This is a genomic window from Pandoraea faecigallinarum, from assembly GCF_001029105.3.
Classification (GTDB): Bacteria; Pseudomonadota; Gammaproteobacteria; order Burkholderiales; family Burkholderiaceae; genus Pandoraea; species Pandoraea faecigallinarum.
This window is the reverse complement of sequence record NZ_CP011807.3, coordinates 3,069,982-3,089,624: the sequence shown is the minus strand read 5'-3', so window position 1 is coordinate 3,089,624 and position 19,643 is coordinate 3,069,982. Positions and strand designations below refer to the sequence as shown.

17 protein-coding genes are annotated in these 19,643 nt (G+C 63.5%); 5 read left to right on the top strand and 12 right to left on the bottom strand.

Features of this window, described 5'->3' with window-relative positions:
• Window positions 1–2 precede the first annotated feature (2 nt).
• The 9 genes from AB870_RS13390 to wrbA form a co-directional block, all read right to left on the bottom strand.
• Window positions 3–1,733, bottom strand: coding sequence for an ArnT family glycosyltransferase (locus AB870_RS13390; protein WP_047905092.1), 1,731 nt, complete (start codon window positions 1,731–1,733; stop codon window positions 3–5).
• 321 nt (window positions 1,734–2,054) lie between these two features.
• On the bottom strand, window positions 2,055–2,321 hold the full coding sequence (locus AB870_RS13385; protein WP_047908179.1) for a type B 50S ribosomal protein L31: 267 nt from the start codon (window positions 2,319–2,321) through the stop codon (window positions 2,055–2,057).
• Window positions 2,322–2,471: 150 nt separating this feature from the next.
• Window positions 2,472–3,323 (bottom strand): M90 family metallopeptidase, encoded by an 852-nt coding sequence (locus AB870_RS13380; RefSeq protein ID WP_047905091.1) that lies wholly within the window; start codon window positions 3,321–3,323, stop codon window positions 2,472–2,474.
• A gap of 42 nt (window positions 3,324–3,365) precedes the next feature.
• A complete protein-coding gene (locus AB870_RS13375; protein ID WP_053059365.1) occupies window positions 3,366–4,967 on the bottom strand; it encodes an MFS transporter in 1,602 nt (533 codons plus the stop codon).
• A gap of 30 nt (window positions 4,968–4,997) precedes the next feature.
• Entirely contained in the window at window positions 4,998–5,519 is a 522-nt protein-coding gene (locus AB870_RS13370) for a MerR family transcriptional regulator (protein WP_047905090.1), read from the bottom strand.
• A gap of 178 nt (window positions 5,520–5,697) precedes the next feature.
• Window positions 5,698–6,309, bottom strand: a complete 612-nt coding sequence (locus AB870_RS13365) for a hypothetical protein (RefSeq protein WP_064674830.1) — start codon at window positions 6,307–6,309, stop codon at window positions 5,698–5,700.
• A 527-nt stretch (window positions 6,310–6,836) separates the two neighbouring features.
• Complete coding sequence (locus AB870_RS13360) at window positions 6,837–8,258, bottom strand: FAD-binding oxidoreductase (protein WP_047905088.1); 1,422 nt, start codon at window positions 8,256–8,258, stop codon at window positions 6,837–6,839.
• 66 nt (window positions 8,259–8,324) lie between these two features.
• Window positions 8,325–8,765 carry a DUF2069 domain-containing protein gene (locus AB870_RS13355; RefSeq protein WP_084663685.1) on the bottom strand — a complete coding sequence of 147 codons (441 nt, stop codon included), beginning with the start codon at window positions 8,763–8,765 and terminating at the stop codon, window positions 8,325–8,327.
• Between the two features lie 247 nt (window positions 8,766–9,012).
• A complete protein-coding gene (gene wrbA, locus AB870_RS13350) occupies window positions 9,013–9,600 on the bottom strand; it encodes an NAD(P)H:quinone oxidoreductase (protein ID WP_047905087.1) in 588 nt (195 codons plus the stop codon).
• Window positions 9,601–10,011: 411 nt separating this feature from the next.
• Here wrbA and AB870_RS13345 point away from each other — a divergent pair, with 411 nt between their 5' ends.
• Complete coding sequence (locus tag AB870_RS13345) at window positions 10,012–11,331, top strand: YihY family inner membrane protein (RefSeq protein ID WP_084664161.1); 1,320 nt, start codon at window positions 10,012–10,014, stop codon at window positions 11,329–11,331.
• Here AB870_RS13345 and AB870_RS13340 read toward each other — a convergent pair.
• The 3 genes from AB870_RS13340 to AB870_RS13330 all read right to left on the bottom strand — a co-directional run bounded on the left by AB870_RS13340 (window position 11,328) and on the right by AB870_RS13330 (window position 13,958).
• Window positions 11,328–11,660: an Mpo1-like protein gene (locus AB870_RS13340; RefSeq protein ID WP_047908175.1), complete on the bottom strand. Its 333-nt coding sequence runs from the start codon at window positions 11,658–11,660 to the stop codon at window positions 11,328–11,330. The genes AB870_RS13345 and AB870_RS13340 overlap by 4 nt on opposite strands.
• Before the next feature lie 178 nt (window positions 11,661–11,838).
• Entirely contained in the window at window positions 11,839–12,654 is an 816-nt protein-coding gene (locus AB870_RS13335; protein ID WP_047905086.1) for an alpha/beta fold hydrolase, read from the bottom strand.
• Window positions 12,651–13,958, bottom strand: coding sequence for an O-acetylhomoserine aminocarboxypropyltransferase (locus tag AB870_RS13330; RefSeq protein WP_047905085.1), 1,308 nt, complete (start codon window positions 13,956–13,958; stop codon window positions 12,651–12,653). The genes AB870_RS13335 and AB870_RS13330 overlap by 4 nt, the downstream gene beginning before the upstream one ends.
• A 421-nt stretch (window positions 13,959–14,379) precedes the next feature.
• On the opposite strand from AB870_RS13330, the gene AB870_RS13325 reads away from it, so the two are divergent.
• The 4 genes from AB870_RS13325 to AB870_RS13310 all read left to right on the top strand — a co-directional run bounded on the left by AB870_RS13325 (window position 14,380) and on the right by AB870_RS13310 (window position 19,561).
• Complete coding sequence (locus AB870_RS13325; RefSeq protein ID WP_047905084.1) at window positions 14,380–14,835, top strand: CBS domain-containing protein; 456 nt, start codon at window positions 14,380–14,382, stop codon at window positions 14,833–14,835.
• The gene (locus AB870_RS13320; protein ID WP_047905083.1) at window positions 14,832–16,751 is read left to right on the top strand and encodes an MFS transporter; all 1,920 of its coding nucleotides are present in this window, start codon (window positions 14,832–14,834) and stop codon (window positions 16,749–16,751) included. Before AB870_RS13325 ends, AB870_RS13320 begins: the two co-directional genes overlap by 4 nt.
• Before the next feature lie 35 nt (window positions 16,752–16,786).
• Window positions 16,787–17,890: a chorismate synthase gene (aroC, locus tag AB870_RS13315; RefSeq protein WP_047905082.1), complete on the top strand. Its 1,104-nt coding sequence runs from the start codon at window positions 16,787–16,789 to the stop codon at window positions 17,888–17,890.
• Window positions 17,891–18,094: 204 nt separating this feature from the next.
• Window positions 18,095–19,561 (top strand): IS1182 family transposase, encoded by a 1,467-nt coding sequence (locus AB870_RS13310; RefSeq protein WP_053059364.1) that lies wholly within the window; start codon window positions 18,095–18,097, stop codon window positions 19,559–19,561.
• Window positions 19,562–19,643: the final 82 nt, after the last annotated feature.

The following is a 19,643-nucleotide window of genomic DNA, read 5'->3' as shown; positions in this document are numbered from 1 at the left end:
GGTCAGCGCGGGCGCGCGGCACGTCGCCACGGGCGCTCTTGCAGGACGTAGAGGCGGAAGCGTTCGTCGCGGTCGGCGGCGCGGCGGCCTTCCCAAAGTTGACGCCACTCGTAGGGGGCGAGGGAGAGCGGTTCGCTGTAGTCCTGCGAGTCCTGTCGCAGCAGCACGTCACAATCGTCGTCGGACGAACCGAAACGCATGTTGCCGAAGTAAGCGAACGACGCGAGCTGTGCATCGCCGACCCTTGCGGTGCGAATGCAGGTGTAGTCGGCAGGCAGATGGGCGGAGATCTGCGCGGCCACGTCGCGGTACGTTCTGCCGTAGTTCACGACCGGCAGCCACAGCGTCATCAGCAGCACCCACATGAGCGTCGTGCCGCCGGAGGACAGCACCACGCTGCGCCACAATACCTTCGGGCTGCGCGATACGCGCCACGCGACAAGCGTCACCCAGGCACCCGTGACGATCAGCGCGCTGATCAGCGTCACCCAACTGAACTCGGGCTGAAAGCCGGGCACCAGGCGACGCAAGTTGCGCGCCGTCGACGCCGGGAAGCCCGTGATGCCAGCCAGCCAGACAAGCCACACGAAACCGGCCAGCACGGTAAACGAAAGCACGGCGAACCAGTCGATCGCGTTGACCGTGCCGCGCTTGAGCGTGGGCAGGCCGAAGGCGGCAATGATCGAGAGCGCGGGCAAGACCAGCATGAAGAGCTGGTTGCCCTGATGCGCCTGCAGCACGATCAGGACGAGCAGGGTAAGGGCGAAGACGAGCGAGATCGCGATGTGCGGTGCGCGTCGCATGCCGCGCCACGAATACAGCGACCATGCGGCCAGCGGCCACGCCGGCCAGGCGAACAGCGCCAGGTTCTTGACGATGTAGCTCAACGAGGCAAGCGTGGGGCCGCTGAACGTGTCCACGCCGATGTCGGCCCATTCGCCGAGCCAGCGTCGCGCACCGTCGGCGAACTTGAGCGCGGCGAGCGGCCACGTGCAGGCGATGAGCAGCGTGATGGGGGTGGAGACCAGCAACAACATGCGTAGCGGCAGCGCCCGGCACACCACGGCCGCGACGATGCCCGCGATCCACAGCGACAGCGTCATCAGCGCAGACGACGCGAGCGCCATGCCGCCCAGCGCGAGGCCGAACCACACCGCGCCCTGACGCGGCTTGTCCAGACTGCGCACCAGGCCGTAGATCGCCATCGAGATGAGCGTGAGCTGGCCGACGGTCGCTGTCGTTTCGTGGCCGCGCTCGGCCAGACCGAAGCACGCGAGCAGAATCAGCAGGGCGCCATCGGCAAGGGTGCGGCCGTAATCGCGCGGCTCGGGCTCGCCGCCGAAGGCGTATTTGAACGGTTGCACTTCCGGGCGGCGACCCAGCAGATAGGTCCCGTACCAGATGAAGGTGCAGGTGATGTAAAAGCAGAGGCCGGTGACGATGCGAGCGGCATCGGGGGCATCGAGCCAGGAGAACGCGCGGATGGCGAGCGCCCCCAGCCACGAGACGAGCGGGCCATTGTCGTAAATGGGTTTGCCTGCGATGTTCGGCAGCAGCCAGTCGGACAGATGACCGTGCGCCATCGTCCACATGATGCCGAACCCGGCAGCGTCTTCGTTCTTCCACGGGTCGCGACCAAACAACCCCGCCAGCACATAGATGACACAAATGGCGATCAGCAGCGAACGCGGAAGCGCGCTGGTGGCGGAGGCAGTGATGCGAACTCGTTTCATAGGCGGTACGGCAGGACCGGCAGGACGGCCGGATCGGGAAAACTGAGAGGGTGAGCCGGAATCGGCCCGGGGCAACAGTCGTGGTCAAGCCTGGGCAACGCTCGCCGTCCTCCCCGGGGGCGACAAGGGGTGCCCGGAAAAGCCGACAGTATGACAGTAACCGATGGTGTGGCGCAGCACAGACCCAAGAAAAAGGGGCAGCCTGAGCTGCCCCTTTCCAAAGCTTTCCGCAACGCTGGGCATAGCCCTCGATGCGCTGGCCTGAAAACGTCCGTCAGGCCCCGCATTGCGTAGTGCGGCTTGGCAATCGTCTCGCCAAACTCAGGCGACCTTGCCGCCGGCGCGGGCGCCGAACTTCTTCTTGAACTTGTCGACGCGACCTTCGGCATCCATGATGCGGGTTTCGCCGGTGTAGAAGTTGTGCGAGGCCGACGACGTATCCAGCTTCACGAGTGGGTATTCCTTGCCTTCGAATTCGATGGTTTCCTTCGTTTGGATCGTCGAACGCGAAATAAACTGGAAGTCGATGCCCGGGGTCATGTCCTTGAACACGACTTCGCGGTACTCCGGGTGAATGCCTTCTTTCATGATGGACCTTGAGTTAAGTCGGTAGCCAGTCTGCGCGAGCCCCTTGCCCGCTAACGCCATCGCCGCCTTGCGACGGGCAAACGCGTCAACCACTTTCCGGATTTGGAAAACGCGCATTATGCCACGGAAATCACGATTTCCGCAAAGTTTTCATGGGGTTGCGCCGGTTTCGGGCAGCGCGGTGCCGGTGGCGTCCGGGGCGGTCTCGGCTGCTGCTGCGGGATCTTGCAGGAAATAGCGCGAAAACAGCGCGTAAAGAGCGGGATATTCGCGCAGGAAGGCTGCCGGAGCCACGAAGAACGCTTCAGCACAGACGGCGAAGAATTCCGATTCGTGTTCCGTCGCATATGGGTCCAGGAGGGACATCGATGCGAACCTGTCCCAGTCCGCGTCCGGCACGTTCGCCACGTGATGACAGAACTCCTCATAGGCCGGATCGAAGACCTCGCACCACGCCTCGGCCGTCAGCTCACCATGCAGGCGGCGAAACATCGGCGGCACGCCGTCGGCTTCGCCGCCTTCCATATCGATTTTGTGAACGAACTCGTGGATCACCACGTTGTATGCCAGCACGTCGCTCGCCTGAACGTCCTGCCACGACAGCACCACGGGACCGCCTTCCCAGGCCTCGCCGCTCGCTTCCTGTTCCACGTCGTGTACCACGCCGGCTTCGTCCTGCACCGTCTTGCGGATCAGAAACTCGCCGGGATACAGCACGATGCCCGTCCATCCTCGATACAGCGCCGGCGGCAGATGGAGAATCGGCAGGCAGGCCTGGGCGGCGACCGAGACGCACATCGCGTCGGTCAGCGGCAGGTCGTGTGCGCTCGAGAAGTGCTTGTCCGCGAGAAAGCCGGCGGCCAGTGTACGAAGTTTCTCGAGATCGGCGGCGCTTCGTCTGGCGAGGAAGGGCAAGGCGTTGACGACTTCGCGCCAGATGGCATCGTCGATGGTTCGGGTTCGTCTGGAAAAACCGAGGCTGGCGAACAGGGCTTTTAGCATGGCGGGCGTAGCCGGAATAGGCGCGACGGCATCGAAGCGATTCTAATTTAGCTGCTTCTGAATTGCCGCAAAGATCGCACCGCATAACGCCACGATGGCAATGAAATGAAAGCCGTCGATAAAGGAGAGAAACGAGGCCTGGCGCTGGATCATCTGAGCAATCTGCGCGAGCGCGGCGCCATGCGCCTGCGATGCGGCAATGCCGGCGTGGGTGAGCGCGTTGGCGAGCGCGTCCAGTGTCTGGGTGAAGATCGGATTGTAAGGGTTCGCGACCTCGGTCAGCCGGGTGCGATGCAGCGCTTCGCGGTGTTGTTCGAAGGCCACGATGGTCGACACGGCGAACGAGCCGGAGAGCTGGCGAAGAATGTTTTTCAGGCGATAGCCGTGGACGAAGCTCTCATGGTCGAAAGTGCGAAATGTCAGGTTCGCGACGGGCAGCACGGTGAATATGCCGAACACGGCTTTCAGAGCCAGCACGCCGTACAACTGCGACTGGCCGGCGTCTGGCGGCATGGCGCCGAGCCAGAGGCTGGTGGCGATCGTCATCAGAAAGCCGCTTACGATCAGCAACTTCTTGCGGGTGATGAATTTCGCGACGCGGAAGTAGACGAGCAACAGAATGACCGTGAGCAGCGCCGAGTAGCCCAGCAATCGCCCGGTGCGCTCGACCGTAAAACCGAGACCCTGTTCCAGTAGCCGCGGCATCAGATAGCTCTGCGTATTCGCCAGATAGTAGTAGGCCGCGTAGAGCAGCAGCCCCACCTGGAACTCGCGCCGGCGCAGCGACTGCAAACGAATGAACGGGGCGGGGTGCTGCCATTGGTGATAGCCGAACCAGACGAGCGCGCCCACGCCAACGACCGTGAGCAGCGGCAGCAATGGCGTTTGCAGCCACAGCGTGTAGCGCATCTCTTGAAGCACCACCTGAAACGCGCCCATGGCGAGGGCGAACGCCATGAACGGTGCGAACGGATAACTGCCCCCGCTGGCGCGCTCGCGCAAACGGCCGACGTCGGGCACCGCGAACCACGCGAGCGCCGCGAGCAGCACGGCCGGCGCAGCCGTGCACAGGAAGAGCGTGCGCCAGGTGTATTCCGACACAAGCAGTCCGCCGATCAGCGGTGCGGCCGCCGAGCCGGTGAACAGCAACAGAGCGAACGTCTGGACCGTCTTGCCGCGCCGTTCTGCCGGAACACTCACCTGCGCAAGAATGCGGCACGAACTCATCCAACTGCCTGCACAAAAGCCCTGGAAGGCGCGTGCGAGGACGAGTTGCGTCACGCTCTCGCTCGTGCCGGCGAGGATAGCCCCGCACGCATATAGCAGCAGCGATGCCGTCAGGTAGCGGCGATAGCCGATGCGCTCGACGAACCATTGCTGCTTGAGAATGGCGAGCACGGAGGCGATGCCGTAGGCCGTCGTCATCCATACGAATTCTTTCGGCGACGCATCGACGCCGCCCGACACGTACACGGCAAAGTAGACGAGCAGGGCGTTTTCGAAGAACTCCAGGCCGGGGATCAGACCGAGCGCATATCGATAAGCCTCGACGCGCATCGGGCGCAGCGGATCGGCGCCGCCCGCGCTGCCGGAGGCGGGCGGCTTGGGTGGGACGGCGGGCGAGGGTGGCGTGGCGGGGAGCATGGTGTGGCGTCGAGGGCGAGGCGGTGCAACTTAGCGCGAGGACGTTTTGCGCGCTTTCGCTGCGCGCTCGGCCAGCAGTTCGTCGGCCGGCACGCCGCGAAGCCGTTGCTCAATGTAGTGAAGATCGTGTTCGATCTGTGCTTCGAGCTTTTCCGCTTCGCGCAATTCGCGCCGCACCTGTGCGGTGCGCTCGCGCAACGTGTCGAGTTGCGAGGTCAAGGCGTCGCGCACGACCCGCAAGTCCTCTTCATTCATGCGCGACTTGCCCGCGTCGACCATCCGGCGCGGGCGCTTGAGCATTTCCGTGATGGCGGCTATCGAGAAACCGAGCGAACGCATACGTAGAATGCGGCCAAACGTCGCCAGATCGGCCGGCGTGTACATGCGGTAATGCCCGCCGCTACGTGCGGGCACAACGAGATTTAGCTCCTCGTAATACTTCAGTGTACGGGCGGTGACGCCGAGGGCGGCGGCGGCCTGCCCGACGGTCAGCAAGGTGGTGTCGTGCGTCGGCGTGCCGACGGCGGATGCGGGGTGGGGATCTGCGGGCATCGACGTGCCTCCGATCGAATGATGAGCGGAGGATAACACAACCTGAACGTGAACGTACAGGTTTGGGTGTGATCGCGATCCAAGGCAATCGGGCCGAGGGACGCCGACATGGGGGTATCGGTGTCCCTCGGGTCGAAGGTGCGGGGCGTCGAGTCGGGCTGCCGCGGGTGGAGTTCGGTTATCGCGCTGCGAGGTTCGGCGCCGTTTCCCAGCGAATGGCGCGTACGCCGGCGGTGTCCCCGAGTGTCGAGACGAGATGGACGAGCGCCGCGCGGCGGCTGCGCTCGCATCGGACCACGTAGTCGAGTTCGAGCAGGTAACCGCCTGATCGGCCGGTGCGGGTCGCCATCTCTGGCGAGATCCGCTGCGTACGAAGCGCGTTGCGGACCGTCGCGTCGATCACGTTGGCTTTTGAGGCCAGCGTCAGCACGACCAGCCGGTACTGAGGCGACGATTGGGTTGCCTGCGAGCCGGCCGTTTGCGGCGTAGCGAGGTTCGGGGCTGCGGCGTTCGGTGCAAGACGGGCGCGAGCGCGGTCGAACAGCGAAGGGATAAGCATTTGCAGCGTCATGGTGTCCTCCTGAATCAAGGGCCTGGGACGGCGGATGCCGGGGCTTGGCGACGCATGGCCTTGCACTTCGCGTGAACGTCGATGCACCCTGTGAGCGCAAACGAACACGCGAGACGGCGCGTAATGCGTGAATTCGACGCAAGCGTCGGCAGGCTTTTCGCTGCCGCTCTCGCCCGACGATGCCATGTCGCGCGTGTCGCGGTGCTTCGAGCGTGCCATGTTCCGGACGGACGAACCCATCCCTCGAACAAACGCTGAACTGCGAGGTAAGTGCGGAAAAAAACGAATTCAGAATCCCTGAATCCGGAATCGCAGCCGAAGGTCCCTTATAACGCTCACGACATTCATGATGTCGGCGCCACGACGCTGAGGTCGTGACATTCACGTTGTCGAAACTCGGTGCGATCGATGCACTACCGCTGCGGCATTGGAACCGGCAGCGGCAGTCTGGGACGACTGCGGGTTACCGGGCCAACGCTTCGCCGGTCATTGCCGACGCTTGCGTGCTTCTAGAGCAACTGCCCACGGAAAACTCCGTCGTGGTTGGAAAGCAGTCATTCTAGGGGTCCGGCCCGTATCTGTAAAGGAAGTCGCGGGATTTTGCGGGTTTTTGTCGCGAAAACGACGATAATTCGTCGGATTTTGGTGATTTTCCGGTGTGAGGCGTCTGTGCGCCGGCACCGGTATCGGCGCCGACATCCGCCCCAGTGCGCCGTGCCACGCCGCCCCCGTAACGCTCGTGTGAATCAGTCCGGCAGCACCTTGCCCGGGTTCATGAGTCCGCGCGGATCGAGCGCGGTTTTCAGGGCGCGCATCAAGGCAATTTCCACTGGTGACTTGTAGTGGGCTGCGGCCTCGCGCTTGAACTGCCCGAGTCCGTGTTCCGCACTGATCGTGCCGCCATGCGCATGGACACTGTCGTGGACTGCGGCGGTGACCGGCGTCTGGTATTGCTTGAGGAAGGCGGCGGGGTCGACACCCTCGGGGGCCATCACGTTGTAGTGCAGATTGCCGTCGCCCAGGTGGCCAAACGTCACCATGCGCGCGCCCGGGGCGAGGCGTTGCACGATGGGGTCGGTCGCGGCAATGAAGGCGGGCACCTGCGAGACCGGCACCGCGATATCGTGCTTGATGTTGAGCCCCGTGGCCGACTGCGCTAGCGGGATGCTCTCGCGTAGATGCCACAGCGCGTTAGACTGCGCGAGACGGTTCGCGACGATGGCGTCGCGCACGATGCCATCGTCGATGGCCGCGTGCAGCAGGCGCTCCAGCAGATCGCGCGCATGGGCCTCGCTCTCGTTGTCGGACAGTTCGAGCAGAACGGACTGTGCGTACGTCTGCGCAAATGGATAGCGTTGCTGCTCGAACACCTGCGCGACGAGTTTCAGGCAGAAGTCGGACATCAACTCGAAGCCGGTGAGCAGCGGTCCCGCCATGCGTTGTGCGAGATTGAGCAGCGCCAGGGCGTGTGCGGGGCTGTCGAGCCCGGCGAGCGCTGTCATGCGTGCGGCCGGTTGCGCAAAGAGTTTGAGGGTCGCAGCGGTAATCACTCCCAACGTGCCTTCCGCCCCGATGAACAGATCGCGCAGGTCATAGCCGGTGTTGTCCTTGCGCAAGCCGCGCAGACCGTCCCACAACTCACCTTGCGGGGTGACGACTTCGAGTCCCAGACACAGTTCGCGGGCGTTGCCGTAGCGCAGCACCGCGGTACCCCCTGCGTTCGTCGCAAGATTGCCGCCGATCGTGCAACTACCCTCCGCGGCAAGGCTCAAGGGAAACAGCCGCTCGTGCGCGGCCGCCGCGGCCTGTACGTTGGCGAGCAGGCAGCCGGCTTCGGCGGTGAGCGTCATGTTATCGGCATCCACGTGCCGGATGCGATCGAGGCGCCGCAAGCTGACGACGACCTGACGGCCACTCCCATCGGGCGTTGCGCCCCCGGCCAGGCCGGTATTGCCGCCTTGGGGAACCATCGGCACGCCATGCGCGATGCATAGCCGCACGAGCGCGGCCACTTGGGAGGCGTCGGCGGGGCGCATCACGGCCAGCGCGTTGCCCACATAGCGTTTGCGCTGGTCGGTGAGGTAGCTGCGCGTGTCGACGCCATCTTGCAGAACGTGATCGCGTCCCAGCAGGTCACGACAGGCGGTGAGAAATTCGGAGTCGTTCATGACAGGGCAGGCATCGCCGGGCGGTGGGGGGGGCGCAGCACCCGGCATCGACGCAAATGGTGACGGCTATCGCGCAGCCGCAGCGCGGGCTTTCGCGGCGCGCTTGAAGGGGCGCAGGTAGAAGATCGTTGCAAAGAAGAAGACGAGCGCGAGCGCTGTTTCGATCCACGCGAGCGAGGCCGATGCCCCCGCGTCGGTCATGCCGCGCACCACACCTTCGGCGAGGAACAGCAGGATGAACATGCTCGACCACTGGAGCGTGTAGAGGTTGCCGCGCAGCACGCCGCGCAACGGCAAAAGCAGAAGCAGCGCCTTGAGCACCAGCCACGAACCACCGGGGCGCAAGGGGGCAAGCCATAACTCCCACGCGAGCGACAGGGCGATGAGCGCGAGCAGACTCGCAACGCTCACCCGGCGCAGAATGCGCGCGTTGGCCGAATCGATGGGGGCTGGGCTTGCGTTCTCACGCAGTGTGTCATGCGACGGTTCGGGCAAGATGACGGTCATGGCGGATCTCGTGGGCCGGGGTGGCTGCATGGCACGCGTGGTGCGCCTGACATGCATGGGTTTGCGGGCATCGACGATTGGCGGCTTCAGTACCTCAGTACCTCAGTACCTCAGTACCTCAGTCTCAGTACTTTAGCGCGCCGGGATCCGGCCCGGCATCCGGCGACAAGGCCGGTGCCGCCGATGCAACCGACGAGGCCAGTGCCGCGCGTGCGCGTCGATACCGACGTCGATGCGCCGTGAACGCTCATTCTGCCAGTTTGCAGGCCGCACGTGCGAGCCGTGCACCGAGCGCGGCGGCGAGTTGACGTTCGTCGGCCGAGAGCGGGTTGCCGTCATGCGCGAAATGCGTCGCGCCGTAGGGGGAGCCGCCTGTGCGCGTGCTGGACAACGCGGGCTCGGTGTACGGCAGCCCCATGAGCAACATGCCGTGGTGCAGCAGGGGAATCATCATCGAGAGCAGCGTGCTTTCCTGTCCGCCGTGCAAACTCGCGCTGGACGTGAACACGCAGGCCGGTTTGCCCGCGAGCGCGCCCGAGAGCCATTGGGGCGTAGTGCCGTCGAGGAAGTACTTCAGGGCCGCCGCCATATTGCCGAAGCGCGTGGGCGAGCCCAGGGCCAGCCCTGCACACTCTTCGAGATCGCGCAGTTCGACGTATGGCGGGCCGCTATCCGGAATGTCCGGTGCGCTGGCTTCGCAAACGGTCGACACCGCCGGGACGGTGCGCACGCGGGCCTGTGCACCGGTCACGCTGTCGATGCCGGCGGCGATGCATTGTGCGAGTTGCGCGGTCGTACCGTGGCGGCTGTAATACAGGACGAGAATTTCGGTCATGAAGTCGGGGTAGTCGGTCGGTCGATCATTCGGCAGGGCTGCGGACTCAGGGCGAAGCGGCAGCCGGTAGCCGGTAGCCGCCCAGGAGCGCGCGCGGATGGCAGGCGCGGGTGTATCGGGCTCGTGCAGGCGGGGGCCCCGGCCGATCAGCCCATCGGCCCATCGGCTAATTGGCTAATCGGCCCGTCGCCCGGCCGGCATTGCAGGCATTCCGGTCGGGGCGTTCGGGTGGCAAACCTGCCAAAACGGCGTGTCCTGAGTGAAAAGCCTGCGAAAAGTGCGGGTATTATAGGGCGTTCCTGATGGCGCGATGTGATGAAGGAGGGGCGCGCAGCGAAAAGCCGCGCGGCATCGCTGCGATGTCCTCCCGCGTCGCTGCATTGCGCCGATGTTCTCACCGAGGAGCCCGATTTGCTCAAATTGTCCCGCATCAACTGGAACAACGTTCGCCAACTGCTGAGGTACGCGCTTGCGCGGGCGCAGGACGACCGGATTCCTCAAGTGGCGGGCAGTCTGACGTTCACTTCGATCCTGTCGATCGTGCCGCTGTTTGCCGTGACGTTTGCGCTGTTCACGGCCTTCCCGATCTTCAATTCGTTTCGCGACGCCTTGCAGGGCTTCCTGCTCGAACATCTGATGCCCGAGAGCGTCAACGCGCAGATCTTCAATTACCTGAATCAGTTCGCGTCGAAAGCGACGAGCCTGACGGCATTCGGTCTGATCGGCTTGCTCGTGACCTCGGTGCTGACGCTGATGACGATCGAATCTGCGTTCAACGTGATCTGGCGCGTGCCGCGTCCGAGACCGCTGGCGCAACGTCTGCTCATTTACTGGAGTCTGCTTACGCTCGGGCCGCTGCTCTTCGGCGTGAGTCTGTCGATCAGTTCGTACGTCTTCACGCAGTCGATGTCGCTCGTGAGTACGCTGCCGCCTGCCGTGGCGTCGCTGCTCAGTCTGATTCCGCTGGCCCTGACGAGCGTGGCGTTCATGTTGATGTACGTCTACATGCCGAACTGCAAGGTGGATTGGCGCGATGCCCTCGCCGGCGGCGTGGTGGCGGCGCTGGCGTTCGATCTGACCAAGCGCGGTTTCGGTCTCTACATCCGCCAGTTCCCAACGTACACCGCCGTCTACGGCGCATTCGCAGCGGTGCCGATCTTTCTGTTGTGGATCTATCTGTCATGGTTGGTGGCGTTGCTTGGGGCGACGATCACCTCGGTATTGCCCGCGTTGCGGCTCGGTCATTTCCAGTATCCGCGCTTTCCCGGCAGCGACCTGCTCGACGGCCTCACGCTCATTCACCTGCTCAATCAGGATCGTGAAGCGGGCGGTGGCGGCTACACGGCGCAGCAACTGGCCCGCCTGATGCGTACGAGTCTCGAACACGTTGGCGAACTGCTGGGCCGGCTTGAGCGCATGGGGTGGGTCGGCCGGCTCACGATGCAGCCCCCGGCCGAGCGCTGGCTGTTGTTGGCCAACCCGCGTACGACGACGCTCTCGCCGCTCGTCGCGCAACTCGCACTCAACGTCGACGAACTGGCACGTCAAATGGAGCGTCACGCGCTGGACGGCGCCCATGTCGCCGACATTCTGCGCGAGGGGAAATGGGACGTGCCGCTGGCCGACGCATTGCCGCGCGACGTATCGATGGGCGACGCCGACGCTGATCCGAACGATGCGAACGCCGCCGATACCGGTGGAGGGGAGCGGCCCTCGCCCTCGGCACGCTAGAGCTTGATGCGGCCCACGCAGATATCGCGAAACATCACCCAGTCCCCCATCAGGCTGTAAAGCGGATGACGAAACGTGGCGGGCCGGTTCTTCTCGAAGAAGAAATGGCCAATCCACGCGAACGCATAACCGCAGAAGACAGCCGCCAGTAGCCACCACGCGTTGCCCGTCACGGCGAACGTTACCAAAAAGGCGATAACGCCCCACGAGCCGACAAAATGCAGCCGTCGGCAGGTGGGGTTTCGATGTTCGCCGAGATAGAACGGATAAAAATCCGCGAACCGCTCGAAGGTCCGCGATGCCGCGCCCGGATCGTGTTCGTCACTCATGGCAAGCCTCCTTGTCTCGAACGCCGGTTCGCACAGGGTCGCGCCGATGCGCTGCATTTTGCGACCATTCGCGGGCTTTCATCCCTTTCATGGACCTTCATTTCGTCACTGTTCATGGCCCTCGGTGCCTGCTGCGACGATCCACGACGAACCGCTACGATTTCTCGCGATGATGCTTTCAGTCTCGCACGAATCGCTTCAAAGCATCGAGCAGTGCATCGGGCTGTTCCGTCATGATCGCGTGGCCGGCGTCGACGGTCTCGACCGTGACCGGTACGCCCGCTGCGCGCAACGCGTCGAGCAGCGCCTGTGCGGCGCGCGGCGGCGTCATCTGATCGCGCTTTCCGAGCACGGCGAGTACCGGGCATGTGATGCCGGCGGCCACGTTCGCGCCCCGGTCGTACGAATTGCAGGCGTCGAAATCGGTGAGAAATACTTTCGCGGGATTGCGCTGCGCGATACGCTCCATCAGTCGTTGATTGCCGCCCCACGTCCAGAATCCGGGGCCCGGCGCGGAAGGTTTTGCGGCGAGCGTACTGTGCGACCATGCATTGACCAGCGAGATGGCGTCGGACTCGCGTTCGGCGGCCGCTTCGAGCAACGTCTCCGAGACCTTCATCGGGTAAGCCGTGCCGACTAATGCGATGCGCGAGACGCGTTCGGCATGGCGCGTCGCCGCGTCCAGTGCAATCAAGGAGCCCATGCTGTGACCGACCCATGTGGCGCTTTCGATGCCGGCGGCGTTCAATACTTCCACCGCGAGATCCGCCATCCCGGCAATCGTTTTCAGCGGTGCGCCGGTGCTGCGGTGGTGGCCCGGCAGATCGAGCGCCAGCACGTTCATGCCGTGGTGCGCGAGATAGCGGCTTTGCAGGCCCCAGACACTGTGATCGTGCTGCGCGCCGTGCAGGAAGACGACCGTGGGTTGTGCCGGATGAATCGCCTTGCCCGCGGTGTAGGCGTACACGTTGTTGCCCGCAATGTCGAAGTTCATCGGCCTTGCCCCTTCGAAGACGATTTGACCGCCGCTTTCAGCCCGCGCTTGAGGTCCTGAATGAGATCGTCCGGATCTTCGAGTCCGATCGACAGGCGCACTGTGCCCTCGCCGATGCCCGCCGCGGCGAGGGCGGCAGCGTCCATGCGGAAGTGGGTCGTGGAGGCGGGGTGAATCACTAGCGAGCGCGCGTCGCCCACGTTAGCCAGATGCGAGAACAACTGCAACGCTTCGATGAATCGACGTCCCGCTTCGCGGTCGCCTTTCAGATTGAAGCTGAAAACGGCGCCGGCCCCTCGCGGCAGCAACCGCTTCGCGAGCGCGTAGTCGGGATGCGACGGCAACTCGGGATAGGCAACGCTCGCCACTGCCTCGTGACCTGCCAGGAATTCCACTACCCGGCGCGCGTTTTCCACGTGCCGGGCCATACGAAGCGGTAAGGTCTCGATGCCTTGCAGCAGTTGCCACGCCGCTTGCGGATGCAAGCACGCACCAAAGTCGCGCAGCCCCTCGCGGCGGGCGCGCAGCAGGAAGGGGGCGACGGAATTCTCCTCGGCGAAAACCATGCCGTGAAAGCCGTCGTAAGGCTCGGTCAATTCGGGAAATTTGCCGCTTTTCTCGAAGTCGAACGTGCCGCCGTCGATCAGCACGCCGCCAATCGTCGTGCCATGTCCTCCAAGGAATTTGGTCGCGGAGTGATACACGAGATCCGCACCGTGCGCGAATGGCTGGATGAGCCAGGGGGTCGTGAAGGTGCTGTCGACGAGCAGGGGCACGCCCGCGTCATGCGCGATGTCGGCGACCTGCGCAATGTCGAGGACATCCAGTCCGGGATTGTCCAGCGTCTCGCCGAAGAACAGTCGCGTTTCGGGGCGCACGGCGGCGCGCCAGCCCGCCAGATCGCCGGGACGAACGAAGGTGGTCTCGATGCCGAAGCGGCGCAATGTGTAATGCAGCAGGTTGTGTGAGCCGCCATAAAGTGCGCTCGACGCCACGATGTGAGAGCCGGCTCCCATCAACGTGGCGATGCCCAGATGCAGTGCTGCCTGACCGCTTGCCGTCGCGATGGCTCCCGCACCGTTTTCCAGCGCGGCCATGCGCTCCTCGAAGACCGCGTTCGTCGGATTGGAGAGGCGCGAATACACGTGGCCGGCGCGTTCCATATTGAAGAGGGCGGCGGCCTGATCGGCATCGGAAAAGACGAACGACGTGGTTTGATAGATCGGCGTGGCGCGTGCCCCTGTGGCGGGATCGGGAGCCGCCCCGGCGTGCAGGGCAAGCGTGTCGAAGTGCGGAACTGACATGTCGGAGAGGGCCTCGCTGATGGCGTGAAGAGGGCGCCCGCGGGACGGACGCTGACCGGACTGACTCGTGATGCAGACTTTACGTATACGGCAATCCTAGCATTACCTTTGCGCGCCACGGCGGGCTTTGTCGGCGTCATCAGGGAAATTGCGGTGTTGTCCGAGCCCAGGGGTAAGGCGTTGTCTCACTGCACATGCGGAATCGGCCGAAAACCCACGCCGCACGGCCATGCGGGCGTCTTTCGTCTTTCCTTTTCGGACGCTTTCCGATAGCATCCATCGAACAGGTTTCAATCGCTATTTGACACGGAGACAGCGGGCGTACGCGTCAGCCATCCGTCTCGCAAGCCGAAGTCTGGCGGCGTCCGGCGGCAGCGTTCCGTCACGTTTTGCCCGAGCAACACAAAGAGGAGTGTGTGCCATGCGTGTGTCTGACATCCTGAAAGTAAAGGGCAACACCCTTTTCACCGTGACCCCGGAAACGTCGCTGGCCGATGCCGTCGACACGATGGCGGAGCATGACATCGGCTCGCTCGTCGTGATGGAGTACGGCGATCTCGTGGGCATGCTGACCTTCCGCGAAATCATCAATACGATCAGCAGAAACGGTGGCACGGTCGGCACCTCCACGATTCGCAAGATCATGGACGACCATCCGCTCACGTGCACCCCGGAGACCGATGTCAACGAAGTGCGCCGCATGATGCTCGAACGGCATGCGCGTTATCTGCCGGTCATGGACAGCCGCACGCTCATGGGCGTGATTTCCTTCTACGATGTGGCCCGCGCGGTCGTCGAAGAACAGTCCTTCGAGAACCGCATGCTCAAGGCCTACATTCGCGACTGGCCGGCCGAGGAAGCGGAAAACACCAAGTGAGCGAGGCCAGTCAGCGCGCGGCTCGCGGCGACGGCCACCAATCACGACTGCTGAGGGAACGTCGGTTCGCACCGTTCTTCTGGACGCAGTTCCTGGGCGCGATGAACGATAACGTGTTCAAGATCGCGTTCACCTCGCTCGTCACGTATCACGCATCATTGTTTCAGGAGGTCGACGGCAAGACGGCGGCGTTTCTGATTTCCGCCATTTTCATTGCGCCATTCCTGCTGTTTTCCGCGACCAGCGGGCAGATCGCCGACAAGTGGGACAAGGCACGCCTGATCCGTTTGGTCAAAACGCTGGAGATCGCCATCATGGTGGTCGGCGCAGCCGGCTTCGTCTGGACGAGCGCGCCGCTGCTCTACGTCTGCACGTTTCTGATGGGGCTGCACTCGACCTTGTTCGGGCCGGTGAAATACGCCTACTTGCCGCAACATCTCGCCAATCACGAGTTGGTGGGAGGCAACGGACTTGTGGAAATGGGCACGTTCGTCGCGATTCTCGTGGGCACGATCACCGGCGGCGAGATGGCCGGTGTGGGCGGCAGGGCGTTGCCGTGGATCGGTGGCGTGTGCGTGGGATTGGCCGTGCTTGGGCGTCTGGTGTCGACGTGGGTGCCGCAAACGCCGGCGGCGCAGCCCGATCTGCGCATCAACTGGAATCCGTTCACCGAAACGTGGAGAAATCTGCGTATCGCGCGTATGGATCGCGCCGTCTTTCAAAGTCTGCTCGGGATTTCGTGGCTTTGGTTCCTCGGCGCGACCTTCCTCGCATCGTTCTTCGGTTTTGCCCGCGATGTGCTGGGGGCAAGCCCGGATGTCGTCACATTGCTGCTCGCCATGTTCTCCGTGGGCATCGGCGTCGGATCGCTGCTGTGCGAGCGGCTCTCCGGCGGCAAAGTGGAGATTGGCCTGGTGCCGTTCGGTTCGATCGGAATGACGGTTTTCGCCGTCGATCTGTATTTCGCGAGCCGGGGCGGCGCCGATGGCGCGACATTGCAGACTGTGGGGCAGTTCATTTCGCAGCCCGGGCATTGGCGCATTCTGGCGGACTTGTTCCTGCTGGCGATGTTTGGCGGTTTCTACAGCGTGCCGTTGTACGCGCTGATCCAGAGTCGCAGCCAGCCATCACACCGTGCGCGCGTTATCGCGGCGAACAATATCCTGAACGCGCTGTTCATGGTCGTTTCCGCGCTCATGGCGATGATGCTCACCAAAGCCGGATTCACCATCGATCAGTTGTATCTGGTCACGGGGATCCTGAACGCGCTGGTGGCGGTTTATCTGTACACGCTGCTGCCGGAATTCCTGATCCGGTTCGTCATGTGGCTCATGCTCCACACCGTCTACCGGATCGACGTGAAAGGCGCAGACCGGATTCCGGACGAGGGGCCTTGCGTGCTGGTGTGTAATCACGTGAGCTTTGCCGATGCCGTGGTGATCGGCGCGTCGATCCGGCGCCCGGTGCGCTTTGTGATGGACCATCGGATCTTCCGCATCCCGGTGCTGTCGTGGTTCTTCCGTACCGTTGGAGCGATTCCGATCGCGCCGGCGCATGAGGACGCGGCTGGGCTGGAGCGCGCCTATGGGCAAATCGCCAAAGCGCTCGATGCCGGGGAGGTGGTGTGCATTTTCCCTGAGGGCAAGCTGACCGCGTCGGGCGAGTTACAGGTTTTCCGTCGGGGTGTGCAACGCATTATCGAGCGCTCGCCGGTGCCCGTCGTGCCGATGGCGCTGCGCGGGCTGTGGGGAAGCTTCTTCTCCCGGCATGGCGGGGCGGCAATGACGCGCCCGTTCAAGCGCGGGATCCTGAATCGGCTCGAACTGGTCATCGGTGAACCGGTCGCGCCGGCTCTCGCCACGCCCGAGGCGTTGCGCGACAAGGTGCTCAAGCTTCGTGGCCCCTGGCCGGTATAATAGGCACTTTCCGTCACACCCCACCCTGATCCCGTATGTCTGGCAATACGCTTGGAACCCTGTTTACCGTCACCACTTTCGGCGAATCGCACGGCCCGGCCATCGGATGCGTGATCGATGGATGCCCGCCGGGAATGGCGCTTACGGAAGCCGACATTCAGGTCGAACTGGATCGCCGCCGTCCTGGCACGTCGCGTCATGTCACGCAGCGTAATGAACCGGACGCCGTCGAGATTCTCTCCGGAGTGTTCAAAGGGGTGACGACTGGCACGCCCATTGCCTTGCTCATTCGCAATACGGACCAACGCAGCAAGGACTACGGCAACATCGTCCAGACCTTCCGTCCGGGGCATGCCGATTACACCTATCTGCAGAAATACGGCGTGCGCGATTATCGCGGCGGTGGCCGCTCGTCGGCGCGGCTTACGGCGCCCGTCGTGGCGGCCGGTGCAGTCGCCAGGAAGTGGCTGGCCGAACGATATGGCGTGCGGATCCATGGCTGCATGACGCAACTCGGCAATATCGAGATTCCTCAGACGGATTGGTCGCAGGTGTCGCAGAACCCGTTCTTTGCCGCGAACGCGGACGTTGTGCCGCAGCTCGAAGCGTATATGGACGATCTGCGCAAGGCGGGCGATTCCGTGGGTGCGAAGCTGCGCGTTATCGCGACGGGCGTGCCCGTTGGCCTTGGCGAGCCGCTGTTCGACCGTCTGGATGCCGACATCGCGCATGCGATGATGGGCCTGAACGCCGTCAAGGGCGTAGAGATCGGCGCGGGGTTTCGCAGCGTGACGCAAAAGGGTTCCGAGCATGGCGACGAACTGACGCCGCAAGGTTTCATCGGCAACAATGCCGGTGGAATCCTTGGCGGCATTTCGACCGGTCAGGATATTGACGTATCGATCGCAATCAAGCCGACGTCGAGTATTCGTACGCCACGTCAATCGATCGACATGACCGGCCAGCCGGCCACGGTCGAAACGTTCGGCCGTCACGACCCGTGTGTTGGCATTCGCGCGACGCCGATTGCGGAGTCATTGCTTGCACTCGTGCTGATCGACCATGCGTTGCGTCACCGCGCGCAGTGTGGGGATGTCCCGGTGACGACGCCGGTGATCCCCGCGCGCGCACCGGAGTGACGTCATACACGCGGAATACCCGGGGTGCCAGTCGCGACGCCGCCACCTCTCGGGGATGTTTGCCGTGTTTGCACGGGCCGCAGTGCTTGTCGTACGAGCGGCGTCCAACATTCGGTGACATGAGACAAAAACGCCAGACTATCGTCTGGCCAGATTGCTGACAAACCCTCGCCAAGTGCGAGGGTTTTGTTTTTTAATAGCAGGATGCTAAAGATCCCGACGCCCACGCAGCACGAACTCGAGATGGTGACGCTCGAGGAACTCGTGCCGAAGGACCACCTGCTGCGCCAGATCGACGCGGCAGTGGATTTCGAATTCATCCGCGAAAAGGTCGCGCATCTGTACTGCGCAGACAACGGTCGTCCGGCGCTCGATCCGGTGGTGATGTTCAAGCTGCTGTTCATCGGCTACCTGTTTGGGGTGCGCAGTGAGCGGCAGTTGATGCGCGAGGTCCAGGTCAACGTCGCCTATCGGTGGTTCGCCCGGTTTCGGCTGACCGACAAGGTGCCGGATGCGTCGACGTTCTCGCAGAATCGCCGCCGACGCTTCACGGACACGACGGTGTATCAGGAGATCTTCGACGAGATCGTGCGCCAGGCGATGGGCCGTGGTCTGGTCGATGGCCGTGTGCTGTACACCGACAGCACGCACCTGAAGGCCAATGCGAACAAGAACAAGTTCGACGTGGTAAAGCTGGAACAGACGCCTGCGGCCTATCTGGAGAAGCTCAATGCGGCAGTGGATGCGGACCGGGCCGCGCATGGCAAGAAGCCGCTGAATCGGGACGACGATGAGCCGCCGTCGAGCAAGGACACCAAGATTAGCCGGACCGATCCGGACAGCGGCTACATGGTGCGGGACGACAAGCCGAAGGGGTTCTTCTATCTGGACCACCGCACGGTGGACGCCAAGCACGCGATCATCACCGATACGCATGTGACGCCGGCCTCGGTGCACGACAGCCAGCCGTATCTGGAGCGGCTGGATCGACAGCGCGAGCGCTTTGAGTTCAAGGTGGAAGCGGTGGGGCTGGATGCTGGCTACTTCACACCGGCGGTATGCCAGGGGCTGGAGGAGCGGGAGATTGCCGGGGTGATGGGCTATCGCACGCCGAACCACAAGCCGGGGCTGTTCTACAAACGGCAGTTCCAGTACGACGCGTACCGCAACGAGTACGTGTGCCCGCAGGGACAGGCGCTGCCGTACAGCACGACTAACCGGCTCGGCTATCGGGAATACAAATCCGATGCTCGGATATGCCGATGCTGCCCGGTACGAGCACAGTGCACGAACAGTGCCAACGCGGTGAAGGTGGTGACGCGCCATGTCTGGGAGCGCGCCAAGGAGCGGGTGGATGCGAGGCGGCTGAGCGAGTGGGGGCGACGCATTTACGCGCGGCGCAAGGAGACGGTGGAACGCAGCTTCGCCGACGCCAAGCAACTGCACGGGCACCGATATGCGCGCATGCGCGGGCTGCGCAAGGTGGCCGAGCAGTGCTTGTTGGCTGCGGCGGCGCAGAACATCAAGAAAATTGCGATGCTGGTGGCGCGCCTACGGGCGCGTGCAGGCGAGCGTTCGTCCCTTTGGCGCCCGTTTCGGTGGCTCACGAGCGTCCTGAGGGCTTGTCTCTCAATGTGCGCGCCCTTACGCTGCCCATTCGCCCTTGCCTAAACGATAAAACCCCTCGCTCCGAAAAACGAGGGGTTCGTCAGCAATCTGACGCCAGACTATCGTCTGGCGTTTTTTACATCCG